The sequence below is a fragment of the Roseovarius sp. genome (assembly GCF_965228755.1).
Taxonomy (GTDB): Bacteria; Pseudomonadota; Alphaproteobacteria; order Rhodobacterales; family Rhodobacteraceae; genus Roseovarius.
Window position 1 is genome coordinate 920,017 of sequence record NZ_CBDDIG010000005.1, and the last position, 23,978, is coordinate 943,994.

At 66.1% G+C, this 23,978-nt stretch carries 25 protein-coding genes; 13 read left to right on the top strand and 12 right to left on the bottom strand.

Translation table 11 applies throughout. The features are described from left to right. Window positions 1-355: 355 nt before the first annotated feature. On the top strand, window positions 356-1,144 hold the full coding sequence (locus ACO07J_RS07940) for a hypothetical protein (RefSeq protein ID WP_422027939.1): 789 nt from the start codon (window positions 356-358) through the stop codon (window positions 1,142-1,144). Window positions 1,145-1,167: 23 nt separating this feature from the next. Here the strand turns inward: ACO07J_RS07940 and ACO07J_RS07945 are convergent, their stop codons facing one another. Beyond that, window positions 1,168-3,180, bottom strand: coding sequence for an acyltransferase family protein (locus ACO07J_RS07945; RefSeq protein ID WP_422027941.1), 2,013 nt, complete (start codon window positions 3,178-3,180; stop codon window positions 1,168-1,170). A gap of 230 nt (window positions 3,181-3,410) precedes the next feature. Further along, window positions 3,411-3,797: a RidA family protein gene (locus ACO07J_RS07950; protein WP_422027943.1), complete on the bottom strand. Its 387-nt coding sequence runs from the start codon at window positions 3,795-3,797 to the stop codon at window positions 3,411-3,413. 194 nt (window positions 3,798-3,991) lie between these two features. Here ACO07J_RS07950 and ACO07J_RS07955 point away from each other — a divergent pair, with 194 nt between their 5' ends. Continuing rightward, complete coding sequence (locus tag ACO07J_RS07955; protein WP_422027945.1) at window positions 3,992-4,645, top strand: LysE family translocator; 654 nt, start codon at window positions 3,992-3,994, stop codon at window positions 4,643-4,645. Between the two features lie 46 nt (window positions 4,646-4,691). On the opposite strand, the gene ACO07J_RS07960 is transcribed toward ACO07J_RS07955, so the two are convergent. Further along, entirely contained in the window at window positions 4,692-5,135 is a 444-nt protein-coding gene (locus tag ACO07J_RS07960; RefSeq protein ID WP_422027947.1) for a VOC family protein, read from the bottom strand. Between the two features lie 225 nt (window positions 5,136-5,360). Between ACO07J_RS07960 and ACO07J_RS07965 the strand changes: the two genes are divergently transcribed. The 9 genes from ACO07J_RS07965 to ACO07J_RS08005 all read left to right on the top strand — a co-directional run bounded on the left by ACO07J_RS07965 (window position 5,361) and on the right by ACO07J_RS08005 (window position 14,148). Then, window positions 5,361-5,945: an HNH endonuclease gene (locus ACO07J_RS07965; protein WP_422027949.1), complete on the top strand. Its 585-nt coding sequence runs from the start codon at window positions 5,361-5,363 to the stop codon at window positions 5,943-5,945. Between the two features lie 64 nt (window positions 5,946-6,009). After that, window positions 6,010-6,642, top strand: a complete 633-nt coding sequence (locus ACO07J_RS07970) for an XRE family transcriptional regulator (protein WP_350126380.1) — start codon at window positions 6,010-6,012, stop codon at window positions 6,640-6,642. 105 nt (window positions 6,643-6,747) lie between these two features. After that, window positions 6,748-7,641 (top strand): class II glutamine amidotransferase, encoded by an 894-nt coding sequence (locus ACO07J_RS07975; protein WP_422027952.1) that lies wholly within the window; start codon window positions 6,748-6,750, stop codon window positions 7,639-7,641. Between the two features lie 3 nt (window positions 7,642-7,644). Next, window positions 7,645-8,322: a protein GlxC gene (locus ACO07J_RS07980; protein WP_422027954.1), complete on the top strand. Its 678-nt coding sequence runs from the start codon at window positions 7,645-7,647 to the stop codon at window positions 8,320-8,322. Between the two features lie 12 nt (window positions 8,323-8,334). Further along, window positions 8,335-9,678 (top strand): FMN-binding glutamate synthase family protein, encoded by a 1,344-nt coding sequence (locus tag ACO07J_RS07985; RefSeq protein WP_422027956.1) that lies wholly within the window; start codon window positions 8,335-8,337, stop codon window positions 9,676-9,678. Further along, window positions 9,678-9,941, top strand: a complete 264-nt coding sequence (locus tag ACO07J_RS07990; RefSeq protein ID WP_422027958.1) for a DUF3303 domain-containing protein — start codon at window positions 9,678-9,680, stop codon at window positions 9,939-9,941. Before ACO07J_RS07985 ends, ACO07J_RS07990 begins: the two co-directional genes overlap by 1 nt. Further along, window positions 9,938-11,269 (top strand): type III glutamate--ammonia ligase, encoded by a 1,332-nt coding sequence (gene glnT / locus ACO07J_RS07995; RefSeq protein WP_422027960.1) that lies wholly within the window; start codon window positions 9,938-9,940, stop codon window positions 11,267-11,269. Before ACO07J_RS07990 ends, glnT begins: the two co-directional genes overlap by 4 nt. Before the next feature lie 141 nt (window positions 11,270-11,410). After that, complete coding sequence (locus ACO07J_RS08000) at window positions 11,411-12,361, top strand: TAXI family TRAP transporter solute-binding subunit (protein ID WP_422027962.1); 951 nt, start codon at window positions 11,411-11,413, stop codon at window positions 12,359-12,361. After that, window positions 12,358-14,148 carry a TRAP transporter permease gene (locus tag ACO07J_RS08005; RefSeq protein ID WP_422027964.1) on the top strand — a complete coding sequence of 597 codons (1,791 nt, stop codon included), beginning with the start codon at window positions 12,358-12,360 and terminating at the stop codon, window positions 14,146-14,148. The genes ACO07J_RS08000 and ACO07J_RS08005 overlap by 4 nt, the downstream gene beginning before the upstream one ends. A gap of 112 nt (window positions 14,149-14,260) precedes the next feature. On the opposite strand, the gene grxD is transcribed toward ACO07J_RS08005, so the two are convergent. From grxD to ACO07J_RS08040, 7 genes are all read right to left on the bottom strand, one after another. Next, window positions 14,261-14,623, bottom strand: a complete 363-nt coding sequence (gene grxD, locus ACO07J_RS08010) for a Grx4 family monothiol glutaredoxin (RefSeq protein WP_422027966.1) — start codon at window positions 14,621-14,623, stop codon at window positions 14,261-14,263. Beyond that, entirely contained in the window at window positions 14,577-14,894 is a 318-nt protein-coding gene (locus tag ACO07J_RS08015) for a hypothetical protein (protein ID WP_422027968.1), read from the bottom strand. Before ACO07J_RS08015 ends, grxD begins: the two co-directional genes overlap by 47 nt. 42 nt (window positions 14,895-14,936) lie before the next feature. Then, entirely contained in the window at window positions 14,937-15,179 is a 243-nt protein-coding gene (locus tag ACO07J_RS08020) for a BolA/IbaG family iron-sulfur metabolism protein (RefSeq protein WP_422027970.1), read from the bottom strand. A 56-nt stretch (window positions 15,180-15,235) separates the two neighbouring features. Beyond that, window positions 15,236-16,138, bottom strand: a complete 903-nt coding sequence (locus ACO07J_RS08025; RefSeq protein WP_422027972.1) for a hypothetical protein — start codon at window positions 16,136-16,138, stop codon at window positions 15,236-15,238. A 4-nt stretch (window positions 16,139-16,142) separates the two neighbouring features. After that, complete coding sequence (gene purL / locus ACO07J_RS08030) at window positions 16,143-18,308, bottom strand: phosphoribosylformylglycinamidine synthase subunit PurL (protein WP_422027974.1); 2,166 nt, start codon at window positions 18,306-18,308, stop codon at window positions 16,143-16,145. Window positions 18,309-18,449: 141 nt separating this feature from the next. After that, the gene (locus ACO07J_RS08035; protein ID WP_422027976.1) at window positions 18,450-19,112 is read right to left on the bottom strand and encodes a hypothetical protein; all 663 of its coding nucleotides are present in this window, start codon (window positions 19,110-19,112) and stop codon (window positions 18,450-18,452) included. Window positions 19,113-19,320: 208 nt separating this feature from the next. Continuing rightward, window positions 19,321-19,884: a hypothetical protein gene (locus ACO07J_RS08040; protein ID WP_422027978.1), complete on the bottom strand. Its 564-nt coding sequence runs from the start codon at window positions 19,882-19,884 to the stop codon at window positions 19,321-19,323. A 258-nt stretch (window positions 19,885-20,142) separates the two neighbouring features. Between ACO07J_RS08040 and ACO07J_RS08045 the strand changes: the two genes are divergently transcribed. Both ACO07J_RS08045 and ACO07J_RS08050 read left to right on the top strand, forming a co-directional pair. Beyond that, complete coding sequence (locus ACO07J_RS08045) at window positions 20,143-21,174, top strand: pyridoxal-phosphate dependent enzyme (RefSeq protein WP_422027980.1); 1,032 nt, start codon at window positions 20,143-20,145, stop codon at window positions 21,172-21,174. Further along, a complete protein-coding gene (locus ACO07J_RS08050) occupies window positions 21,171-22,301 on the top strand; it encodes a M24 family metallopeptidase (RefSeq protein WP_422027982.1) in 1,131 nt (376 codons plus the stop codon). Before ACO07J_RS08045 ends, ACO07J_RS08050 begins: the two co-directional genes overlap by 4 nt. Here ACO07J_RS08050 and ACO07J_RS08055 read toward each other — a convergent pair. Then, a complete protein-coding gene (locus ACO07J_RS08055; protein ID WP_422027984.1) occupies window positions 22,294-22,761 on the bottom strand; it encodes a GNAT family N-acetyltransferase in 468 nt (155 codons plus the stop codon). The genes ACO07J_RS08050 and ACO07J_RS08055 overlap by 8 nt on opposite strands. A 205-nt stretch (window positions 22,762-22,966) precedes the next feature. Then, window positions 22,967-23,872: a LysR family transcriptional regulator gene (locus ACO07J_RS08060; protein WP_422027986.1), complete on the bottom strand. Its 906-nt coding sequence runs from the start codon at window positions 23,870-23,872 to the stop codon at window positions 22,967-22,969. Window positions 23,873-23,978 lie beyond the last annotated feature (106 nt).

The window sequence follows — 23,978 nt, forward strand, 5'->3', positions numbered from 1 at the left end:
ACCAACGAGCGTGGCACTCCATTTGCCAAATCGCCGTGCCGTCGGTACGGCCCGGCGATGCGCGGCGGGCTAAAGCCCTTTGTTCCGCGCACGCGCTTCATTGTCAGGTCAGCTTTGGGCTCGAAGCGGACGATCGCCCTTTATGTGATCGAGACTTACATGGTCGAGATCATCAACACTTCTGTTAAAGGTCTTGGTGAAAGCTTCGGCCCTTTTCTTTGTGGCGATGTCACCGGGGCGGTTGCGCAACGGGTTATCGTGGGCGGGCCGCGGGGGCGGGGCCAGCGTTGCGTTGCGAGGCCAATCCTGTAGCTTTTGGGCAGGACACCATTTTCGAAAGTCAAAGATACAGAGATTGGCCTGGTTTCGCAGTTTGAACATCCTTCTGAGCCTTGCGGGCGTCGTGATCTTCGGGGCGGCGCTGGTCGTGCTTGTGACCGCGCCGGACAGGATCGACCGGATGGTGCAGGATTTTGCCGTGAGCCAGGTGTCCGACCGGTTCCAGGAGACGATCGCCGCGCATCAGCTCGAGGATCGGGCAGGGCGGCTGAAGGGGCTTGCGGCAGGGCTGGCGGAGCGGTTCACGGACTCCATCGAGGAACAGAAGGCGCGGCTGGAGGCGGGGTTCGACAAGTTCGTCGCGGATGTCCTGACCGCGGGCTGCAAGATCGATTGCGACCGGCAGGCGGCCGTGCGCGAGGACGTCACCGCGTTTTTCGAGGGAGTGCTGCGCGCGACGGAAGACGCGCGGGCGCGGATCGAGACGTTTATCGAGACGGAGTATGACGAGGTGCTTGCCGAGCTGCGGCGCGACCTGACAATCTTCTGCGCGTCCAACCTGGTGGTGTTCCTGATGGCGCTGGCCCTGGCGGTGTTCAAGGGCCGGGCCAGCGCGCACCTGTTGCCGATTTCGCTGTTGCTCTCGGTGGCGACCGTGATTGCGACCTATTTCTACGTGTTCAACCAGAACTGGCTGTGGACGATCGTCTTCAACAATTACTGGGGGTGGAGTTACCTGGGCTTTGTCGGGGTTCTGTTCGCCTTCCTGATGGATATCGCCTTCAACCGGGGGCGGATCACCACGCGGGTGATCAATTTCTTTTGCCACCTGGTTGGCGCGGCGGCGTCCGTGTTTCCCTGTTAGGGGCGGGGTGGTTCGAGCGCGGCTCAGGAGCCTTTGCCGGGCCGGCGGTGCGCGAGGGCTTCTACGGCGGCCTCGATGGCGGGTGCGATCAGGCGGGCGCCCTGGGTGGAGAGGTGGTCGTCGTCGTGGTAGAGGATACGGCCCAACGCGATGTTTGCGCAGCGGTCCGGGATCATCGTGTCGCACAGGATCCCGGACGGGCGGACATGGGCCAGGTTTTCCGCGGTCAGCGTGTCGAAGGCGTTGATCGCGACGTGGTTCCTGTCGAGAAACCTTTGATGGCTTGTGGACAGTTCGATGTTTTCCAGAGGCTGCCCCTCGAACGCGGCGATCTTGTAGGCCATTCTCGGGACGTTCCACCCGGCTTCGGGGACGGGATGGACCAGCACCACCTTGTAGCCGGTCTCCAGATACGTCTCGATGCCGCGCTGGAAGTGCGCCGCGACCGCATCCCGGTAGGCGGCGCTTCCGCGGCGCAGCTTGTCCACCACAATGGGCTCGGACACCCCGTGTTCCACCCCGCCCTCGCCATTGTCGAAGCGCTGTGCGGTCACGTAGGAGGTCCATCGCGAGGCGATGATGACGATATCCATGCCGGTCTGCTCGAGGGCCTGCTGCAGCCGGGTGTAATAGTGGTCGCAGTTTCGTTTCCCGGTCCGGACCCCCGCGAATGGCGGGCAGGAGTTGGCGGTGAACTGGTAGAAATTGAACTGCCGGTCCGGAAGCTCGCGCAGGGCGCGGGCGAAGTGATCGGCGTGGGAATCGCCGATCAGGGCGACGTTCAGCCTGTCCTTGCCCTTGATGTCGGAGCAGTCGGCGGCAAGCGCCTTCCAGTCGAAGGCGATGGAGGAGGGCAGGCACTGTTTGAGGCGGTCGTTGGTGTCGAACTCGGCCTGAATGACGCGCGGGTCCATGGGCCAGGGCTGCAGGGCGGCGCCCTTGTGAAAGACCACGAGACCAAGGGCAACGAGGGCGGCACTGCCGGCGGCACTGACGCCCAGCAGCCGGACGGGCCCCCGGATGGCCGGGTTGCGGCGGTGGCGGAAGGGTTGTTCGACGAACCGCCAGGTCAGGGCGGCAAGCGCAATGCACAGGGCCGCGAGACCAAGCATGAGGGCGGGGTCGGGCTCGAGAAGGCTGCGGATGCGGGCGAAGGCGAACACCGGCTGGTGCCAGAGATACGCGCTATAGCTGATAAGCCCGAGGCCGACGAAGGCGGGCAGCGACAGGAGCCGCGCGACAAGCGTGCCGTTGCCTGCGAAGAGTATGACAAGGGCGGTTCCGCCGACCGGCGCCAGCGCCCAGACGCTCGGAAAGGGCACGGTGTCGTCATAGGCGAAAATGGCGAAAAGGACGAGGCCGAGGCCAAGCAGGGACAGGATCTGGCTTTTCCACGGGGGCCTGTCCAGAAGCAGGATGGCACAGAGCGAGCCGGCCAGCAGTTCCCAGAACCGCGAGAGGGTGAAGAAGAAATTGGCATCCGGTTCGTGCCGCGCGCCCCATTCGCTGAGCCCCAGGGAGGCCAGTGCCATGAGGGCGATGACCAGCAAGTAGGCCCCGCGTCGAAACCGGCCGAGCAGCAGAAGGATGAGGGGAAACACGAGGTAGTACTGCTCTTCGATGGCGAGGCTCCAGGTATGCAGGAGGGGCTGGATCTCGGCATCGCGGGCGAAGTAATCGGTGTGTTCCCAGAAATGTACGTTGGATATGAAGAGGGCCGTCGCGGCGAGGCTGCGGCCGTAATCCGCGAACTCGTGCGGGTGCATCCAGAGCCACGCGACGGGCACGCTGCAGGCCAGCACGAGAAACAGTGCCGGCAGGATGCGGCGGGCGCGCCGTTCGTAGAAGCGCAGGAAGCTGAACGACCCCTGCCGGCGCTCGGACACGATGATGGTGGTGATCAGGTAGCCGCTGATGACGAAGAAGACGTCGACGCCGACGAAGCCACCGCGGAAGAGCGAGATGCCGGCGTGAAACAGGATGACGGGCAGGACGGCCACGGCCCGCAGACCATCGATTTCACGCCTGTAGTGCATTCACGGGGTCCCGGGTCGACTATGCTTTTGGTCCAGTTTCTTCCCTTACCCATGGTCCGGGGAAATTGCCAAGGGCGTTTGGTGCTTTCGGGCGGCGCTGTTGCCCGGCGGCCCGTCGGTGTGCATGGCGGACGGGCCAGGTGGCCGATGCGCGGGCGGGTCTTGTTTTGGCGGGTCGGGTTTCGCGGCGAGGCCCCGGCTCGGGGGGCGGGGCGGGGTGGCTGCGGTGGCTAGGTACGCCGGCAGATGACGCGTATCTCGACCAGTGTGCCTTCGGTGATCAGTTCGGTCGTGCCGATGCATGACCAGGCCGGGTAGGGCGGTGCGATGAACGCGTCCTTCACCTTGATGAAGGCATTGAGGTGTTTTCGCAGATCGACGTGATATGTCGTCATTTCCACGATGTTTTCCCATGACAGGTCACCTGCGGCCAGCGTGTCGCCGAAAAACGAGAACGCGTCGCTGAACTGCGCCTCCGGGTCGCGGGCGACCGTGCCGTCCGGTCGGCAGCCGGTCACGCCAGAGAAGAACACGAAGTCGCCGGTGTCCAGCCCGGGCGAGAGGTGCCACTGATCGTGGAAACGGGCGAATGCGGGGGCTGAGAATGTCTTGCGCATGATACCATCCTTTTGATGGGCAACGTGCGGCACGGCGTGGCCAGGGCAACCCGTTTCTTGCTGGAAGCGCCGGGGCGGTCTTCGATCGCGGCGCAGCCCGGGGGGCCAGGGCGTAGCGGAGGGCAGGCCCCCGGTTTCCGTTGAGGGTTGCGGGGTGTCGTCATAGGGTGGTCGTGGCGACATGTGTTCGGACGGTGAAAGGGAGGTCCCGGGTGTCGATAACACTTGAAACCTATCTGGCCTATGTGGGCACGGTCCTGATCTTCTTTGCGCACCCTCCCGGACCGGGCCAGCTGTTGTTCATGGCGCATTCGCTGAAGGCCGGTGTCGGCAAGGCTGTTCCGGTCATCGCCGGGAACCATTCGGCCAACGTCATCCAGATGCTTCTGGCCGGGTTCGGACTGGCCGGTGCGATCGCGGCATCTGCCGAGGTCTTCGTCGTCGTCAAATGGCTTGGGGTGGTCTATCTGCTTTGGCTCGGCGTCAGAACGGTCTTGAGGGCCGGCGGCGGACCATCGGCGGGGCGGGACGAGCGCGGGTCTTCCCTGTTCAGGCAGGGGTTCGTGACCGCCGCGGCGAATCCTTACGCGGTGCTGTTCTTCGCGGCGCTGTTTCCCCAGTTTCTCGATCCGGGCGCGGCGCTCCTGCCACAGATCGCGGTGTTCGGAGCCACCTACCTGGCCATCGACGCGGTCATCCTGGTTGCAATGGGGGCATCGGCAGCGCGGATCTCACGGAAGATTGGCGGGCGGGCGATGACGGTCATCGACCGCGTGTCTGGGGCGCTGATGATCGGTGCGGCAGTCCTGCTGGCGACGCGTGACCTTTCGCCCGACCAGACGCGCTGACCGGGGATTTGGTGATGCGCGGCGGGCCCGGGAGCCGGGGCGGGGGTCAGTCCTTGTTGAACCAGAGGTTGGGTTCGGCGATCTCGATGGAATTGCCGGCCGGGTCGCGGAAGTAGATGGAGCGGGCGCCGTTGGGCCAGGGGAAGTCGGCCTCTATCGGGTGGCCTGCGGCTTGCAGGCGGTGGCGCCATTGGTCGAGCTCCTCGGCGGTTGCGGAGAAGCAGAGATGGCCCGGGCCCTTTGCGCCGTGGGGCGGGACGGGGAGGTCGGGGTTGGAGGAGCCCTCGACCGTGGCGTCGGGGTTGAAGATCAGCAGGATGCCGGCGCCCACGCGGTAGAAGATGTGGCGGCCCTCGACGCGGAGCACCTCGGGCAGGCCCATCACCTCGCCGTAGAAGGCGGCGGCGGCGTCGAGATTGTCGGCGTAGAGCGCGGATTCGAGGATCGCGCCGGGGGGCGGGGCCGGGGGCAGGTCAGCGGGGTAGGTCATCTTCCTTATGTAGGGGCGTTCCATCGTTGCACAAACCCCGGGCAGGGGTGTGGATAACTGTCACATCAGGGTCACGGAATCAGGTTACGCAAACCCCAAAATGTTCCGCAATTCGTGGGGCTTGTCAGGTCCGAAACACGATATATAGTGAACATCACGACGGGGCGGGCTGTGCCGCCCCGGAGCAATAACAAGAGGTGTACCGGGCGGGAGCGAGTGGCTGTCATGGATGGGGATTTCAGAACAGAATTTGTCAGGGAGCCGTCAGCGCTGAGGCATCATCCGGCGCTGGTCTTGAACGCCGATTACCGGCCGCTCTCGTACTACCCCCTGTCGCTTTGGCCCTGGCAGGATGCGGTGAAGGCGGTGTACCTCGATCGTGTTGATATCGTTGCCGAATACGAACACACGGTCCGAAGCCCGAGTACCGAGATACGCATCCCGAGCGTGATCGTCCTCAAGGACTACGTCAAACCCCAGAAGCGCGTGGCATTCACGCGCTTCAATCTTTTTCTGAGGGACGAATTCCGCTGCCAGTATTGCGGCTCGAAGGGCGAGCTGACCTTCGACCACGTTGTACCGCGGGCGCGGGGCGGAATCACGAGCTGGGAAAACGTCGTCGCCGCCTGTTCGAGATGCAACCTGAAGAAGGGCGCCAAGAGCCTGCGGCAGGTGGGCATGACGCTGCAGAAACCGCCGCGCGCGCCTGGGGCGGAGGAGCTTCGGAACATGGGGCGCAAGTTTCCGCCGAACCACCTGCATGACAGCTGGATCGACTTCCTCTACTGGGATGCCGAGCTGGAAGCCTGAGCGCTTGCAATCGGCCGGGGCTTTGCGCATCCTTGGTTTTCCGTAATTGGGAGGCCACGCGCGCATGGGGGCGTCGAAACTCAGCCAGGATCCGCACAAGCTTCGGGAAAGCCGCGAGAAAAACCTCGAGACGGCGATCGGCCGGGAGGTGCGCGAGTTTCGCCATGCGCGGGGGATGACCGTGGCCGACCTGGCGGAGGTGACGGGGCTTTCGGTGGGGATGCTGTCGAAGATCGAGAACGGGGTGACCTCGCCCTCTCTGACCACGTTGCAGGCGTTGTCGGCGGCCTTGTCGGTGCCGGTGACGTCGTTCTTCCGCCGCTTCGAGGAGCGGCGGGAGGCGGTGCATGTGAAGGCGGGCGAGGCGCTGGAGATCGAGCGGGCCGGCACACGGGCGGGGCATCAGTACAACCTGCTGGGGCATATCGGGGCCAATAACAGCGGCGTCGTGGTGGAGCCCTACCTGATCACGCTGAGCGAGGAATCGGACACGTTCGAGACCTTCCAGCACGAGGGGATCGAGCTTTTGTACATCCTCGAGGGAGAGGTGGGCTATCGCCATGGCGACCAGAGCTTTCACCTGCGTCCCGGGGACAGCCTGTTCTTCGATGCGGACGCGCCGCACGGGCCGCATGAGCTGATCCGGTTGCCGATCCGGTACCTGTCGGTGATCTCCTATCCGCAGGGTGGCGGGTGATCCGCGGCCAAACGGGTTATTCCTGTGAGGAAATTTTAATTCCAGATATTGAACCAGCGGGTGATTTGCGCTAGCCTGTCTCCAACACCGGTTATGGAGACGCCAATGTGTGGAATCGTCGGACTGTTTCTGAAGGACAAGTCGCTCGAGCCGAAGCTGGGCGAGATGCTGACGGATATGCTGATCACCATGTCGGACCGGGGGCCCGACAGCGCGGGGATCGCGGTTTACGGCACGGATCGTGACGGCTTTGCCAAGCTGACCGTGCAGGCGGCGGACCCGTCGGGGTTCGCGGGGTTGGACAAGGCGTTGGGCAAGGCGATCGGGGCGGATGTGACCTGCCGGGTGATCGACACGCACGCGGTGCTGGACCTGCCCGAGGAGAAGATGGCCGAGGCGCGGGCGGCGCTGAAGGCGGATCATCCGCAGATCCGGGTGATGAGTGCCGGGGAAGTCATTGAAATCTACAAGGAAGTCGGGCTTCCGGGGGATGTGGCCAAGCGCTTCGATATCCCCAAGCTGACCGGCACGCATGGCATCGGGCACACGCGGATGGCGACGGAATCGGCGGTGACGACGCTGGGGGCGCACCCGTTCTCGACCGGGGCGGACCAGTGCCTCGTGCATAACGGGTCGCTCAGCAACCACAACTCGCTGCGGCGGAAGCTGAAGCATGAAGGCGTGGAGGTGGAGACGCAGAACGACACCGAGGTGGCCGCGGCCTACCTGACGTGGAAGATGCGCGAGGGCGCCAGCCTTGGCGAGGCGCTGGAGGCGGGGCTCGACGATCTGGACGGGTTCTACACCTTCGTCGTGGGCACCAAGGACGGGTTCGGCGTGCTGCGCGACCCGATCGCCTGCAAGCCGGCCGTCATGGCCGAGACCGATCAATACGTGGCGTTCGGCAGCGAATACCGCGCGCTGGTGAACTTGCCGGGGATCGAGGATGCCCGGGTGTGGGAGCCGGAGCCCGCCACTGTCTATTTCTGGAGGCATTGAGACATGCAGACCTATGACCTTGCCGCCGATGGCCTGCGCGGCCTGAACGAGGCGTTGCAGGCGCAGACCGCGCAGACCAACGAGACCGCCTGGGAGGTGGTGAACCCGCGGGGCAGCCATGCGATTGCCGTGGGGCTGGATGCGCCGATCGAGGTGCAGGTGAAGGGCTCGACCGGGTATTACTGCGCGGGCATGAACCAGCAGGCGACGGTGCATGTGACGGGGTCGGTGGGGCCCGGCGTGGCCGAGAACATGATGAGCGGCACGGTGGTGGTCGAGGGCGATGCCAGCCAGTATGCGGGCGCCACGGGCCATGGCGGGCTGCTGGTGATCAAGGGCAATGCGTCGAGCCGCTGCGGGATTTCCATGAAGGGGATCGATATCGTGGTGCATGGCAACGTGGGGCACATGTCGGCCTTCATGGGGCAGGCGGGGCACCTCGTGGTGTGCGGCGATGCGGGCGATGCCTTGGGCGACTCGATCTACGAGGCGAAGCTGTTCGTGCGCGGCAAGGTGAAGAGCCTTGGTGCGGATTGCATCGAGAAGGAGATGCGGCCGGAGCATCTGGAAAAGCTGGCCGAGTTGCTGGAGCGGGCCGGATCGGACGCCAAGCCGGAAGAGTTCCGCCGCTATGGCTCGGCCCGGCAGCTTTACAACTTCGACATCGACAACGCCTATTGAGGAGCGCAGGACATGGCCAAGGACAATGCACACGCCCCGCGGACCCCGCCGCGCTTTTCCGCCAGTTTCACGCCGGACGTGAATGCCGAGATCCGGCGGGCGGCGGCCACGGGCATCTATGACATTCGCGGCGGGGGCGCCAAGCGCCGGGTGCCGCATTTCGACGACCTGGTGTTCCTGGGCGCGTCGATGAGCCGGTACCCGCTGGAAGGGTATCGCGAGCGGTGTGATACGAACGTGGTGCTGGGCACGCGGTTCGCGAAGAAGCCGATCGAGCTTAAGATCCCGATCACCATTGCGGGCATGTCCTTCGGTGCGCTGTCGGCGCAGGCGAAAGAGGCGCTGGGGCGCGGGGCGAGTGCGGCGGGTACGTCGACCACCACCGGTGACGGCGGCATGACGAAGGAAGAGCGGGGCGAGTCGAAAACGCTGGTTTATCAGTATCTTCCGTCGCGCTACGGGATGAACCCGGTTGATTTGCGCAAGGCCGATGCGATCGAGGTCGTGGTCGGCCAGGGCGCCAAGCCTGGCGGTGGCGGCATGCTGCTGGGGCAGAAGATTTCCGACCGGGTGGCCGAGATGCGGACCCTGCCCAAGGGGATCGACCAGCGCTCGGCCTGTCGGCATCCGGACTGGACGGGGCCGGATGACCTTGAGATCAAGATCCTCGAGCTGCGCGAGATCACCGCGTGGGAGAAGCCGATCTACGTGAAGGTCGGCGCGGCGCGGCCCTATTTCGACACGACGCTGGCGGTGAAGGCCGGGGCGGACGTGGTGGTGATCGACGGGATGCAGGGCGGCACGGCCGCGACGCAGGACGTGTTCATCGAGCATGTGGGCATTCCGACGCTGGCCTGTATCCGCGAGGCGGTGCAGGCGCTGCAGGACCTGGGGATGCACCGCAAGGTGCAGCTGATCGTGTCGGGCGGCATCCGCTCTGGCGCGGATGCGGCGAAGGCGCTGGCGCTGGGGGCGGATGCGGTGAGCATCGGCACGGCGGCGATGGTGGCCATCGGCGACAACGACCCGAAATGGGAAGAGGAATACCAGAAGCTGGGCAGCACCGCCGGCGCCTATGACGACTGGCACGAGGGGCGCGACCCTGCGGGCATCTCGACGCAGGATCCGGAGCTGTCGAAGCGGCTTGACCCGGTCGAGGCTGGACGGAAATTGCGCAATTATCTCAAGGTGATGACGCTTGAAGTTCAGACGCTGGCGCGCGCCTGCGGGAAGAACCACGTGCATAATCTGGAGCCGGAAGACCTGGCGGCGCTGACGATGGAGGCGGCGGCGATGGCCAAGGTGCCGCTGGCGGGCACGTCGTGGTATCCGGGGATGCCGGGCCAGGGGTTCTGATGCCACGATACATGGTCATCGAGCGGTTCAGATCCGGCTCTTCCGCGGCCGTCTATGCACGGTTCGCGGAAAAGGGCCGGATGCTGCCGGATGGCCTGGCCTATCTCGACAGTTGGCTTTCACGGCAGGACGATACCTGCTTCCAGCTGATGGAGGCCGATGTGCCCGAAACCTTTGACAAATGGGTGGGGCACTGGAACGATCTCGTGGATTTCGAGATCGTCGAATTGAAAGAAAAACCAACCGGGAGCATTCACGTATGACCAAGAGTCTGGCCGCCTTTGCGAAAGACAAGGGCGTAAAATACTTCATGATTTCCTTTACCGACCTGTTCGGCGGGCAGCGGGCGAAGCTGGTGCCGGCGCAGGCGATTGCGGACATGCAGGAAGACGGGGCCGGGTTTGCCGGGTTCGCGACGTGGCTCGACATGACGCCGGCGCATCCCGACATGCTGGCGGTGCCGGACCCGGACTCGGTGATCCAGCTGCCGTGGAAGCCAGAGGTGGCCTGGGTGGCGGCCAACCCGGTGATGGAAGGCGAGGACGTGGCGCAGGCGCCGCGCAACGTGTTGCGGCGGCTGATCGACGAGGCGGCGGCAGAGGGCCTGCACGTCAAGACCGGCGTCGAGGCGGAGTATTTCCTGCTGACGCCCGATGGCAGCGCGCTGTCGGACGAGTTCGATACCGCCGAGAAGCCGTGCTATGACCAGCAGGCGGTGATGCGCCGCTATGACGTGGTGCGCGAGATCTGCGATTACATGCTGGAGCTGGGCTGGGGCCCGTATCAGAACGACCACGAGGATGCGAATGGCCAGTTCGAGATGAACTGGGATTTCGACGATGCGCTGGTGACGGCGGACCGGCATTCCTTCTTCAAGTTCATGACCAAGTCGGTGGCCGAGAAGCACGGTTTCCGCGCGACCTTCATGCCGAAGCCGGTGGAAGGGCTGACCGGCAACGGTGCGCACGTGCATATCTCGGTCTGGGATGCGCCGGGCAAGAAGGCCAAGACCAACATGTTCGCCACGGACAAGAGCGAGGGGCCGACCGGGGAACTGGGGCTTTCCGAGCAGGGCGCGCATTTCCTTGGCGGGATCATGAAGCACGCCTCGGGGATGGCGGCGATCACCAACCCGACGGTGAACAGCTACAAGCGGATCAATGCGCCGCGCACCAGTTCCGGCGCCACGTGGGCGCCCAACACGGTGACCTGGACCGGCAACAACCGCACGCACATGGTGCGCGTGCCGGGGCCGGGGCGGTTCGAGCTGCGGCTGGCGGATGGCGCGGCCAACCCCTACCTGCTGCAGGCGGTGGTGATCGCCGCCGGCCTGTCGGGGATCCGCAGCAAGGCCGACCCCGGCAAGCGGCATGACATCGACATGTATGCCCAGGGCCACAAGGTGCGCGGGGCGCCGAAGCTGCCGCTGAACATGCTGGACGCGATCCGCGCCTTCAACCGCGACACCGCGCTGAAGGCGGCGCTTGGCGAGGAATTCTCGGCGGCGTTCATCAAGCTGAAGACCGACGAGTGGAACAGGTTCTGCGCGCATTTCACCGCGTGGGAGAAAGAGCATACGCTCGATATCTGAACCGGTTGCACGATCATGCGTCAGCGCCTGCCGGATCGCCCGGCGGGCGCTGATTTCTTTCGGGAAATCCGACCGCGCCCCCATTGACCCCACCGGGCGGAACGGCCTTAATGCCGGCATCAGTCCAGGGAGGATATTTCCATGAAGTTCCGTGCATTCACGGCGCTGGCCATTGCCGCCGCCATGGCCGTTCCGGCCGCCGCCGAAACCCGCGTCACCTACAAGTCGGCCAAGTCGTCGTCGTCCTATTACCAGATGGCGGTGCAGATCGCCGAGGCGATGCAGGAGGCCTCGGGCGGCGAGATCAGCGTGACCGTCGAGGAAAGCCAGGGCTCGGTGCAGAACGTGATGGAGGTGCGGGGCCGCGGCGCGGATTACGTCTTTACCACGCCGCCGGTTCTGGTGAGCCTGGCGCAGGGCGGCAAGGCGATGTTCGAGGGCAAGGGCGACCCGGCCTTCGACGATATCCGGGCTCTGTTCCCGATCCCGTCGCTGACCATGCATTTCGTCATGACCGAGGAGAGCGGGGCCAAGACCTTCGACGACCTGAAGGGCAAGACGATCCTGCTGGGCAAGGGCAGCTTCGGCGCCACCGAGGGCGAGAAGTATCTGGGTCTGTTCGGGGTGCAGGACGAGGTGAGCATCGCCGACGTCGAGCTGTCGAACGCGGTGCCGGCGATGCAGAACGGGCAGATCGACGGGTTCGTGACCGCCGGCTCGTGGCCCGCGCCGAACGTGGTGGAGGCCGCGGCTTCGACCGGGGTGCACGTGCTGTCGCTGAGCGACGAGCAGATCGCCGAGACCAAGCGCACCAAGCTGGTCATCCCGGCGGGCACCTATGCCGGCCAGGACGAGGATATCGTGACCACCTCGCTGCCGGTGGTGGCCTATACCACGACCAAGATGGATGACGAGACCGCCTATCAGCTCACCAAGACCTACTGGGAGCAGAAGGCTGCCATGACGGAGGCCGCGAAATGGTGGGGCGGCGTCGACGAGGCGCTGATGGAGAACATCACCGGCCAGATCCACCCCGGCGCCGTGCGCTATTACGAGGAAGCGGGCTTTACGCTCACTGACGATCAGAAGTGAGCCTGACCTCGACCGACAGCCCCGCGCCGGCAGGCCTGGCGCGGGTGATCTGGGCCAGCTTCGCGCTGGCCTCTGTCGTTTTTCACCTCGGGCTGGTGTTTTCCGGGCTGGTGCCGAACCTGGTGAGCCGGCCGATGCACCTGGTGTTCGTGCTGCCCTGGGTGCTGATCTGGGGACGGCAGGGGGTGTCGCTGTGGTCGGGCGTGGTGCTGGCGGCGCTGGGGATGGGGGCGGCACTGTGGATCGTCTTCAACCGCGAGATGCTGGGGGATCAGTACGGGTTCCTCGAGGGGGATTTCCAGGTGGCGCTGGCGGCGGTGCTGGTGTTGGTGGTGCTGGAGGCGGCGCGGCGGTCGATCGGCTGGCCCTTGCCCGTCGTGGCGGCGGTGGCGCTGCTTTACGGGCTCTATGGCCAGCATATTCCGGGGCGGTTCGGGCATTCAGGCACGCCGCTGGAGAGTTTCCTCGGTACGCTGACGATTTCGGAAGGCGCGCTGTGGGGGACGCTGACCGCGGTGTCGGTGAACGTGGTGGCGGTGTTCGTGATTTTCGGCGCGGTGCTGAACGCGGGCGAGGCGGGGCAGGGGTTCATGAACGTGGCCTCGGCCGCCGCCGGGCGGCTGAAGGGCGGGGCGGCGAAGGTGTCGGTGCTGTCTTCGGCGCTGTTCGGGTCGATCTCGGGTTCGGCCTCGGCCAACGTGGCCTCGACGGGGGCGATCACCCTGCCGGCGATGGAGCGGCTGGGGTATCCCAAGCGGATTGCCGGGGCGGTGGAGGCGGTGGCCTCGTCGGGGGGGCAGATCATGCCGCCGCTGATGGGGGCCGGGGCCTTCGTGATGGTCGAGCTGACGGGGGTGCCCTATACCGGCATCATGGCGGCGGCGACGCTGCCGGCGCTTCTGTATTTCTGGGCGGTCTGGATCGGGATCGACGGCTATGCGCGGCGGTTCGACCTGCGCGGTCTTCGGGCCGAGGACCGGCCGGCGGGGCGGGACGTGGCGGTGACCTCGGCGTTTTTCCTGGTGCCGTTCTTCATTTTGCTGTGGGGGATGTTCGGGCTGGGCGTGACGCCGCAATACGCGGCCTGCCTGTCGATTTTCGCCGGGGTGGCGCTGCTTTTGACCGGGGGCGATCTGCGGCTCGACCTGGGGCGGTTCGCGGCGCGGTTCGAGATTGCACTTCTGATCGCCGGGCGGCAGGTGGCGCTGATCGGGTCGATCATCTTCTGCGCCTCGCTGGTGATCGGGGTGCTGGGGGTGACCGGCTTGGGTGTCAAGATCACCTCGCTGATCCTGTCTGCCTCGGGCGGCATGCTGTGGCCGTCGCTGCTGCTCACGGCGTTTGCCTGCCTGATCCTGGGGATGGAGGTGCCGACGACGGCGGCCTACGTGATCTGCGTGTCCGTCGCCGGGCCCGCGCTGATCGAGCTGGGGATGGACCCGTTGCAGGCGCATCTTTTTGTTTTCTGGTACGCGCTTTTGTCGACGATCACGCCACCGGTGTGCGGCGCGGTCTTCATCGCGGCGGGGATGATCGGGGAGAACTGGCTGCGCGTGGCGCTGACGGCGATGACGCTGGGGGTGGGGCTCTACCTGATCCCGCTGGGCATGGTGGCCGCGCCGCAGGTGACGCAGATGGTCGAGACGCCGGTGATGGCGGTGGTGGCGGCCGTCAAGATCGGGGCGGGTTTGGCGGCGATCAGTTTCGCGCTGGTGCGGCGGAAGAGCCTTGCCATGCGCGCGGTCGCGATGGCCGGGGGCGCGGCGTTGGTGTTGTGGCCGTTGTAACGGGACGGGTGCCGGGCTGAAGCCCGGCCTACGATTGGCACGACGCCCCTGTTTCTTCTGGCCGGAAATATCCCGGGGGCGTGGGGGCAGCGCCCCCACTCCGACAGTCAATTCACGCGTTGGCTTCGCGGATTTTCTCGGCGGCGTCCTTGTCGTAGGAGACGCCGGATTTCTCGAAGAGCTGGTCGAGTTCGCCCGACAGCGTCATCTCGGTGATGATGTCGCAGCCGCCGACGAATTCGCCCTTGACGTAGAGCTGCGGGATGGTCGGCCAGTCGGAGTAATCCTTGATCCCCTGGCGGATCGCGTCGTCGGCCAGCACGTTCACGTCGGTATATTCGACGCCCATGTAGTTGAGTACGCCGGCCACGCGGCTGGAGAAGCCGCATTGCGGCATGGTCTTGGTGCCCTTCATGTAGAGCACCACGTCATTGGCTTTGACGGTTTCGTCGATCTGGGTCTTGGCGTCGGTCATAGCGGCGTTCCTGTTCCTGGTCGTGAGGGGCGCCTTGGGCGTCTTCCTCGGGGGCTTCGTAGCTTGGCGCGTCCTCGTCGAAGGGAAACGCGCTGCGCCGGTTTTGCGAGGGACCGTAACGCCACCAGCGCCGGAGTTCCACCCATGCCGCCCAACCGAAAATGAGGATGAAGGGCGCAAGGACGAGGATGACGACGGGATGCGGGTCGATGTCGGGCAGCGATCCCGTGGCGATACAGTCGCGAATGCTTTCCGTGTCACAGATGGCCATTGCGCGCCTCAGGTCAAGAGCGGCCGCGGCGATTCGCGAGGGTCAGGCCGGGGCCTTGGTGGTCAGCGCCAGCGCGTGGAGGTCGCCATCGGGGCCGTCCATCTTGCCCTTGAGGGCGGCGTAGACGGCGCGCTGTTGCTGCACGCGGTTCATGTCCTTGAAGGAGGCGTCGATGACCTCGGCGGCGTAGTGGTTGCCGTCGCCCGCAAGGTCGGTGATCGTGATCTGTGCGTCCGGGAAGGCCTGGCGGATCAGATCCTCGATTTCCTGGGCTTGCATGGCCATGCGCGGATTCCCCCTTGCTGTGTCTGGGTCAGACTTATGACGGTTCGGGGTGGGGTTCAAGCGTCGGACACGACCGGCGGGGTGACAAGTTCGACATGGGGGCAGGTCGCGAGGGCGGCGGTGTCGTCGGCATAGGAGGCGGCCATGGCGGCGTGGTCGGCGGCGGTCCAGGGGTCGAGGCCGGGGGTGGTTTCCGTTTTGGGAAATCGCTTGCGGGCGGCGAGGACGGTGTCCTTGTCAGGGGCCTCTTGCTGGCCGAGCCAATGGGCGGCCTCGGCTGACAGGCCGGGGCGCATGATGCGGTCGACGGGGGTGACCTGTGCGCCTGCGTCGGGGCCGAGGAGGCGGGTGGTCACTTGCGGGAAGACCTGCGGGTAATCCTCGTAGCGCCAGGCGATGATGCGGGCGTGGGGGGCGGCCTCGTGCAGGCGTTGGGCCAGGGCGGACCAGCGCAGCGCGAGCGGGTCGACGCCCTTGGTGAAGCGGCGGAAGGGTTCATAAGGCCCGTGGTGGAGGCTTTCGCTCCAGCACGACGGCATGAAGGTGGCCGGGCTGCGGATGGCGAGGCCGATCTCGATCTCGTGGCCGGGAAAGAGGGTGATGATGCGGCCGAGGCGGTGGTGGGCCCAGGGGTAGAGCCGGGTCTTGCGCATCAGCATCTTGCGGTCGGTGCTGCCGAGGATGTTTTCGTCCATCAGCACGACCGTGGGGGCGGTGCCGCCGTGGAGCGACAGGAAGGCCGCGCCCGCGCCCTGGCCGATCTCGGGGGAAATGCCGTCGCGCACCAGCGCCGAGACCGGGGTGAGATCGGCGCGGATCAGTTTCGGCGGCAGGATGGCGACGCCGCGGGCGGTGAGGGCCGGCGCGGCGTCGAGCAAGCTTTGCTGCAGGTGGCTGGACGCGGTTTTATGCGCGCCCACCAGGAAGACGAGCCGTCGGCGGGCGGGCGCGGTTGGCATGGGCCTAGCCGAAATGGCTGCCGAAGCTCGACCGGTAGAGCTCGGAGAGGTCGGCGAGCGGGGCGGAGGTGCCGCCCATCGTGACATCGCTGCCGGTGAAGCGGCCGACGGTCTGTATGGGCACGCCCGCTTGGCCCGCGGCGGCCATCAGGGCCTCGGCGGCGTCGAAGCTGCAGGCGATGAGGTAGCGGCCCTGATCCTCGCCGAAGAGCTGGCCCATGTCGGCGCTGTCGAGCTGGACGCCGACGCCGGCGGCCTCGGCCATCTCGAAGGCGGCCAGTGCAAGCCCGCCATCGGAGAGGTCGGTGCAGGCGCGGATCCAACGGGCGTTGGCGCGGATGAAATCGCCGTTGCGCTTCTCGGCGGCGAGGTCGACCGGCGGGGCGGCGCCCTCGGCGCGGTTGAAGACCTCGGCGAGGATGGCGGACTGACCGAGATGCCCTTGGGTTTCGCCGACGAGGATGGCGACATGGCCGTCGCGGGCGGTGCCGGTGATGGCGTCGTCGGGGCTGGTGATCAGGCCTACGGCGCCGATGGTGGGGGTGGGCAGGATCGCCGTGCCGTCGGTTTCGTTGTAGAGCGAGACGTTGCCGGAGACGATCGGCATGTCGAGGGCCGAGCAGGCCTCGCCAATGCCGCGGATGGCGCCGACGAACTGGCCCATGATCTCGGGCTTTTCAGGGTTGCCGAAATTGAGGTTGTCTGTGGAGGCGAGCGGCACGGCGCCCACGGCGGTGAGGTTGCGGTAGGCCTCGGCCACGGCCTGTTTGCCGCCCTCGACCGGGTCGGCCTTGACGTAGCGCGGGGTCACGTCGGAGGTGAAGGCCAGCAGCTTGTCGGTGCCGTGGACGCGGATGAGCCCGGCGCCGAGGCCCGGCGTGCGGGCGCTGTCGGCCATGACCATGGTGTCGTATTGCTCGTAAACCCATTCGCGCGAGCAGTAGTTCGGCGAGGAGATGAGCGCGCGGAGGCCGTCGATGGGGTCGACCGAGGGAATGGCGCTGTCGTCGAGCGGGGCGGCCGGGACGGGTTCGTTCCAGGGCCGGTCGTATTCGGGGGCGGAGCCGGAGAGGGTGGCGAGCGGCAGGTCGGCCTTGACGTCGTTGCCGTGGAGGATGAGGAAGCGGTCTTCGGCGATGGTCTCGCCGACGATGGCGAAGTCGAGATCCCACTTGTCGAAGACGGCGCGGGCCTCGGCCTCCTTCTCGGGGCGCAGGACCATGAGCATGCGTTCCTGGCTTTCCGAGAGCATCATCTCGTAGGCGGTCATGTTGGCTTCGCGCTGCGGCACCTGGTCGAGGTTGAGGCGGATGCCGAGGCCGCCCTTGTCGCCCATTTCCACGGCCGAGCAGGTGAGGCCGGCGGCGCCCATGTCCTGGATCGAGATGACGGCGCCGGTGGCCATCAGTTCGAGCGTGGCCTCCATCAGGCGTTTCTCGGTGAAGGGGTCGCCGACCTGGACGGTGGGGCGTTTTTCCTCGATCGTCTCGTCGAATTCGGCGCTGGCCATGGTGGCGCCGCCGACGCCGTCGCGCCCCGTCTTGGCGCCGAGGTAGACGACCGGCATGCCGACGCCGGAGGCGGCGGAGTAGAAGATCTTGTCGGTATCGGCGAGGCCCGCGGCGAAGGCGTTGACGAGGCAGTTGCCGTTATAGGCGGGGTCGAAGCGCACCTCGCCGCCGGCGCAGGGGACGCCGAAGCAATTGCCGTAGCCGCCGATGCCCTCGACCACGCCATGCACGAGCTGGCGGGTCTTGGGATGAGCCGGTTCGCCGAAGGAGAGGGAGTTCATCGAGGCAATGGGGCGGGCACCCATGGTGAACACGTCGCGGAGGATGCCGCCCACGCCGGTGGCCGCGCCCTGGTAGGGCTCGATATAGGAGGGGTGGTTGTGGCTTTCCATCTTGAAGACGACCGCCTGGCCGTCGCCGATATCGACGATGCCGGCATTCTCGCCCGGGCCGCAGATGACCTGGGGCCCGTCGGTGGGCAGGGTGCGGAGCCATTTCTTGGAGGATTTGTAGGAACAGTGCTCGTTCCACATGGCCGAAAAGATACCCAGCTCGGTGAAGCTGGGCTCGCGGCCGATGATCTGAAGGATCCGGTCGTATTCGTCGGGTTTGAGGCCGTGGGCCTCGATCAGCTCGGGCGTGATGGCCGGCTCTTCCATTGCTCGTCAATCCCCTCGGGTGGTCCGCCTTGGCGTCTCTTTAGGGCATACGGGCGCGGGGGAAAAGGGGCAGCGGGCGGGGTGGGCCCGGAGAAGGGAAACCGGGCCGCTTGGTGATGCGGCCCGGCTTGAACAAACGTCTTAGTTGGTGGTGGTTGCTTCGACCTGAGCCGCGATCCGCGACTGCAGCTGGGCCACGCTCATGCCGTAGGTCAGCTCGCCATTGGCGCGGTCGGTGAGGTCCTGTGCCTCGACGGCGACCTGTTTCACCGGGGCGCCAAGATCGTCGGCGAGCGAGATGATGGCCTGCGTGCTGCCGTCCTTGTCGTCGACGCGGGTGCCGGCGACTTCGCCGATGATCTCGCCATCGGTGGACATGACGGTCGCGCCGGTCGTGACGGTGACGTTCAGCTCGCCGCTCGATTCGGTGTCGGCCGTGGCCGATGCGCTCGCGCTGCTTTCGTCTTCGCTGTCGGCCGTCGAGCTGCTGTCTGCCGTATCGGAATCGGCGCTGGCGTCGGCGCTTGCATCGGCTTCGGCATCCGCCGAGGCGTCGGCCTCTGCGGTGTCGGTATCGGCACCTGCATCGACGCCGGCATCGACATCTGCATCTGCGGTGGCACCGTCGGTTCCGACATCGGCGCCCACGTCGGCGCCGGCCGTGGCACCGGCTTCTGCGCCGACGCCGCCGACACCGGCATCGGCGCCAGCATCTGCGTCAGCCGCGCCGCCAACCTGTGCGTAGGCCGGGAGCGACAGTGTGGTGGCCAGGGCGGTCGTCAGTGCAAGGGTCTTGAGTTTCATGGTGGTCACCTTTCGAACAATGGTTTTCCCGGAGCCGCCGGAACGGCCCGGTGGACGATTGGGCAACGTGAGGATTTGGGGAAAGTTCCATCACTTGTCTGTTTCGACATGAAAGGAAGATGAAGTTCGTCGCATATATGACTGGCACAAATAGGAAAACCGCGACCCTAACGATGCGGGCCGCGGTTCGTTTCCGGGTTGCGCGGGTTTAGCCGCCCACAACCTGGCGGATGTGATCGCGAAGGTGCTCGCGGCCCGAGTGATATTCGAGCGCATCTTCCTCATCGACCACTTCGAGCGTGGCGATCGGGAAGGCCAGCATCGGGACCGGCAGGTCGGCTTCCTCGCTGACGTCGACGACCACGATCGCGCCTTCTTCGGCGTCATCGCGGGTCGAGGCGACCGCGCCGATCAGTTCACCCTTCACGGAATAGACCGGGGCGCCGGTCTTGGCGGCGTTGAGGATGTTCTCGGGTTCGGTCAGGGCCGTGTCCTGCGCCTCGTTCGGGGCGACCTCGTCGTTCACGCCCTGTTCGGTGGCCTCCATCTCGGGGCCGACGGTGACCACGCGGTTGCCGTTGATCTCGTAGCTGTCGGCATCGTAGTTGGTGGCCTCGTCCATGCCGGGCGCGTCGTCGGCCTGTGCGGCGTTCTCCATTTCGTGGCCTTTTTCCTCGATCGCGTCGTCGCCGATCGCGCTGTTCTGGGCGTGGGCGCCGAGCGCGGTGGCACTGGTGAGGATCGTGGCAAGGGCCAGTTTGTGGAAGGTCATTCGAAAATCTCCTGTCGTTTGCCTGTATGCAGCAGTTGCTGCGGCGATCTTGCAGCCGGGATCTGCCGGCCTTCGTGGGCATTCAACCAAAGGTGGGGGGGTGATGTTCCTTGGCTGACTTTGCGGAAGGCCGGGAATCGGGCTCGAGGGGATCGTGGCCCGGGGGGGCGGCAGGGCCGGAGATTTTCCCGGGAGTTGCGGCACCTGACCCTTGACCTTGGGGCAGGTGCGGGGTGTCCTGCGGGCAGGAGGGTGGCGATGGATATTCTCGAGAACGCGTGGCGGATGCAGGGCGGGTTGAACGAGGAGGTTCTGCCGGATGTGCCGTGGCCGAGCGTGGCGGCGGAGCGGCCGCGGGGTTTGCTGGCGAGGTGCCCGGCGGCGGGGATGACGCCGCTGACGGTGCTGGACGGGTTCGGTGCAACGGTCTGGGCCAAGGACGAGCGCGGGCGGATGGGGCTGGGCAGCTTCAAGGCGCTGGGGGCGGCCTATGTGATCGCGCATGAGGCGGAGGCCGCGGACGCGGAGGATATGGGGACCGCGCTGGAGGGGCGGACCTATGTGACGGCCAGTGCCGGGAATCACGGCATGTCGGTGGCCGCCGGGGCGCGGGTGTTCGGGGCGAAGGCGGTGGTCTACCTGGCCGAGACGGTGCCAGAGGGGTTCGCGCAACGTTTGCGGGACAAGGGCGCCGAGGTGGTGCGCGAGGGGGCGGAGTACGAGGCCAGCATGGCGGCGGCGGAAAGGGCGGCCGGGGAGAATGGCTGGACGCTGCTGTCGGACAGTTCGTGGCCGGGCTACGTGGATATCCCGCACCGGCTGATGGAGGGGTATCTTGCTCTGGCCGCCGAGGCGGTGGAGCAATGCCCGGAGACGCCCACGCATATCTACCTGCAGGCCGGGGTTGGCGGGCTGGCCGGGGCCCTGGCCGCCTATTTCCGGTCGTGCTGGGGCGGGGCGCCGCGGATCATCGTGGTCGAGCCTGCCGCCGCGCCGGCGCTGATGGAAAGCATCCGGGCGGGGCGGCCGGTGGTGACGGAGGGACCGGTGTCGAACATGGGGCGGCTGGATTGCAAGGCGCCGTCGCTGATTGCGCTGAAGGGGCTGGCGCGGGATGCGGATGCGTTCGTGACGGTGAGCGATGCCGAGGCGGAAGGGGTTCTGGCCGAGCTGGAGGCGCAGGGGATGGCGACGACCACATCCGGCGCGGCGGGGATCGCTGCGGTGAAGGAGATGAACCCGGGCGCCGGGGCGCGGGTGCTGGTGGTGATCAGCGAGGAGGCCGAGTGAGCCGGGGGTTTCCCGTCGCCGAGTACGAGGGTCGGGTGGCCCGGGCGCAGGCGCGGATGGCCGAAGAGGGGCTGGGCGCGCTGTTGCTGACGACCGAGCCGGAGGTGCGGTATTTCAGTGGGTTTCTGACGCGGTTCTGGGAATCGCCCAGCCGGCCGTGGTTCCTGGTGGTTCCCGTGCAGGGCAAGCCGATCGCGGTGATCCCGTCGATCGGGGCGGCGCTGATGGAGAGCACATGGGTCGAGGATATCCGGACTTGGGCGGCGCCGGACCCCGACGATGACGGGGTGAGCCTGCTGGCCGGGACGCTGCGCGAGGTGGGCGGGCCGGTGGGGGTGCCGTCGCATATGGAGACGCATCTGCGGATGCCGCTTGCGGATTTCGCAGGGGTTCAGGCGGCATCGGGGCTGGCGTTTGGCGATGACCGGGGGATCGTGGCGGAGCTTCGGGCGGTGAAGTCGGCGGCGGAGATCGGGAAGATTGCCGAAAGCTGTGACGTGGCGGCGCGGGCCTTTGCGCGGGTGGGCGAAATTGCCGCGCCGGGCGTGGCGCTATCGCGCGTGTTCCGGGATTTCCAGCGGTTGCTGCTGGAGGAGGGGGCGGACTGGGTGCCGTATCTTGCGGGCGGGGCGGGCCCTGACGGGTATGCCGACGTGATCTCGCCCGCGACGGAGGTGCCGCTCGCGGAGGGGGACATCCTGATGCTGGATACCGGGGCGGTGTGGGATGGGTATTTCTGTGACTACGACCGGAATTTCGCCATTGGCCGTGCCTCGGAGGGGCAGAGGGCGGCGCATGGGCGGCTGATCGAGGCGACACAGGCGGGGCTGGAGGTGGCACGGGCCGGTGTGCGGGCCGACGAGGTCTGGCAGGCGATGGCGGCCGTCACGGGCGGCGGAGAGGGCGCCGGGCGGCTGGGGCACGGGCTGGGGATGCAGTTGACGGAGGGGCTGTCGCTGACGGCGAAGGACCGGACCGTGTTGCAGCCGGGGATGGTGATCACGCTGGAGCCGGGGGTGGAGACCGTGCCGGGGCGGATCATGGTGCACGAGGAGAATATCGTGATCACGGAGGGCGCGCCGCGGGTGCTGTCGCCGCTGGCGGGGGCGGAACTGCCGGTTATCTGAGCGTGTAGCGCAGCAGGGGCAGGCGGCGGCCGGGGATCGAGCCGGACGGCGCGCTGCCGGTGATTTTCGCGCCCATGCGCTGGTAGAAGGGGACGGCCTCGGGGTCGGCCTCGATCCGCAGCTCGGCGGCGCCAAGCTTCTCGGCCTGGGCCACGCACCATGCGAAAAGCTGACGGCCGACACCGGTGCCCATGTGCGGCGGGTCGACGAAGAGCTTCCAGATCTCGGCGCCGTTTTCCTCGGGCTTGACCTGGGCCACGCCGGCCAGCGCGCCGTCTCGCCAGGCGGCGGTGAGGGCGGAGGTGTCGAGATCGTTTTCGGTGAGCGTCAGTTCCTCGCGGCAGGCGGCCATGAAAACCGCGTCGTAGCCCCAGTGCGCCTTGGAGCGGAGGCAGAGGGCGGACATGGCGGCAAGGTCGGCGGAGGTGACGGATGACAGCGTGACAGGCATCTTGCCCATATACACGGCATTTCGCGAAAAAAAAGGCCGAGCACTAAGCTCGGCCATAGTCCAACAGGGAGGTGTGATGGTGCGCGCGATGCGCGGCACCGTCACGATTGGCAATTAAGAGTTGCAGCGGCGCCGATCAAGGAAAATGATGCTGCAACTGCATCATGTCCGGTATGTGTTGCATGCATAACTCACACCGAAAACGGTCAAAAATTCAGCTATCTGCCTGTTTTTGAACTTCTTTTCTGTAGAGGATGATCTCCTCTTGCACGAAATCGCGGAAGGCGGCTATCCGCTTAGATTGTCTGAGCTCGGACGGGTAGGCGAGGAAAACGGGGACCTCTACCGAGTGAATCTCGGGCAGAACCCGGACGAGCTGGGGGAAATCCCGACTCAGATAGTCAGGCAATACGCCGATTCCCAGATTGTGCAGCACGGCCTGCAGGACGCCGTAGTAGTTGTTGACGGTCAGAAGCGAGGGAATGTCGTTCGTCATCAGCTCCTGTACCAGCGTGGCGCCGGCGCCGACCTGGGCCGAGCGGGGGTTCTGGCAGATCAGGCGGTTGCCGGAGAGATCGGCGGGCCGTTCGGGCGTGCCGTGCTGGGCGAGGTAGTCCTGCGAGGCGTAGAGGCACATGTGGACGCTCATCAGCCGCTTGCGGATCAGGTCGGCCTGGCTGGGCTCCTTCATGCGGATGGCGACGTCGGCCTCGCGCATGGGGAGGTCGAGCACCTGTTCCTCGAGCATGAGGTCGATGTTGAGCTCGGGGTACTTCTCGAACAGCTTGGGCAGGCGGGGGGCCAGCCAGAGTGTGCCGAAGCCGATTGTGGTGGTGACGCGCAATTCGCCGAACACCTCCTCCTCGCTGTCGCGGATGCGGGCGGTGGCGGTGTCGAGGCGGCGCATCATCGCCTTGGTGGCGTCGAACAGAAGCTCGCCCTGCTCGGTGAGAATCAGGCCGCGGGCATGGCGGTGGAAGAGGGTGGCGTTGAGCGAATCCTCGAGCGCGCGGATCTGCCGGGAGATGGCGGATTGCGACAGGTGTAGCTGATCGCCGGCATGGGTCAAGCTGCCCGCGTCGGCCACCGCATGAAAGATTCTGAGCTTGTCCCAATCCATCGTAATACTTTCGTTACCCGTTCCCCCCGGAAACGAAATAGCAGAAAACCTTGCACAGTATAGATATCAGCGGACGATCATTTCCCAAATATTGTTTGATAGGTCA

Excerpts from the sequence above, each read along its gene's own strand:
- ACO07J_RS07945 (WP_422027941.1), bottom strand. The coding sequence starts at position 3,180 with ATGCACTACAGGCGTGAAATCGATGGTCTGCGGGCCGTGGCCGTCCTG.
- ACO07J_RS07950 (WP_422027943.1), bottom strand. The coding sequence starts at position 3,797 with ATGCGCAAGACATTCTCAGCCCCCGCATTCGCCCGTTTCCACGATCAG.
- ACO07J_RS07960 (WP_422027947.1), bottom strand. The coding sequence starts at position 5,135 with ATGACCTACCCCGCTGACCTGCCCCCGGCCCCGCCCCCCGGCGCGATC.
- ACO07J_RS07965 (WP_422027949.1), top strand. The coding sequence starts at position 5,361 with ATGGATGGGGATTTCAGAACAGAATTTGTCAGGGAGCCGTCAGCGCTG.
- ACO07J_RS07970 (WP_350126380.1), top strand. The coding sequence starts at position 6,010 with ATGGGGGCGTCGAAACTCAGCCAGGATCCGCACAAGCTTCGGGAAAGC.
- ACO07J_RS07975 (WP_422027952.1), top strand. The coding sequence starts at position 6,748 with ATGTGTGGAATCGTCGGACTGTTTCTGAAGGACAAGTCGCTCGAGCCG.
- ACO07J_RS07980 (WP_422027954.1), top strand. The coding sequence starts at position 7,645 with ATGCAGACCTATGACCTTGCCGCCGATGGCCTGCGCGGCCTGAACGAG.
- ACO07J_RS07985 (WP_422027956.1), top strand. The coding sequence starts at position 8,335 with ATGGCCAAGGACAATGCACACGCCCCGCGGACCCCGCCGCGCTTTTCC.
- ACO07J_RS07990 (WP_422027958.1), top strand. The coding sequence starts at position 9,678 with ATGCCACGATACATGGTCATCGAGCGGTTCAGATCCGGCTCTTCCGCG.
- glnT (WP_422027960.1), top strand. The coding sequence starts at position 9,938 with ATGACCAAGAGTCTGGCCGCCTTTGCGAAAGACAAGGGCGTAAAATAC.
- ACO07J_RS08000 (WP_422027962.1), top strand. The coding sequence starts at position 11,411 with ATGAAGTTCCGTGCATTCACGGCGCTGGCCATTGCCGCCGCCATGGCC.
- grxD (WP_422027966.1), bottom strand. The coding sequence starts at position 14,623 with ATGACCGACGCCAAGACCCAGATCGACGAAACCGTCAAAGCCAATGAC.
- ACO07J_RS08015 (WP_422027968.1), bottom strand. The coding sequence starts at position 14,894 with ATGGCCATCTGTGACACGGAAAGCATTCGCGACTGTATCGCCACGGGA.
- ACO07J_RS08020 (WP_422027970.1), bottom strand. The coding sequence starts at position 15,179 with ATGGCCATGCAAGCCCAGGAAATCGAGGATCTGATCCGCCAGGCCTTC.
- ACO07J_RS08025 (WP_422027972.1), bottom strand. The coding sequence starts at position 16,138 with ATGCCAACCGCGCCCGCCCGCCGACGGCTCGTCTTCCTGGTGGGCGCG.
- purL (WP_422027974.1), bottom strand. The coding sequence starts at position 18,308 with ATGGAAGAGCCGGCCATCACGCCCGAGCTGATCGAGGCCCACGGCCTC.
- ACO07J_RS08035 (WP_422027976.1), bottom strand. The coding sequence starts at position 19,112 with ATGAAACTCAAGACCCTTGCACTGACGACCGCCCTGGCCACCACACTG.
- ACO07J_RS08040 (WP_422027978.1), bottom strand. The coding sequence starts at position 19,884 with ATGACCTTCCACAAACTGGCCCTTGCCACGATCCTCACCAGTGCCACC.
- ACO07J_RS08045 (WP_422027980.1), top strand. The coding sequence starts at position 20,143 with ATGGATATTCTCGAGAACGCGTGGCGGATGCAGGGCGGGTTGAACGAG.
- ACO07J_RS08055 (WP_422027984.1), bottom strand. The coding sequence starts at position 22,761 with ATGGGCAAGATGCCTGTCACGCTGTCATCCGTCACCTCCGCCGACCTT.
- ACO07J_RS08060 (WP_422027986.1), bottom strand. The coding sequence starts at position 23,872 with ATGGATTGGGACAAGCTCAGAATCTTTCATGCGGTGGCCGACGCGGGC.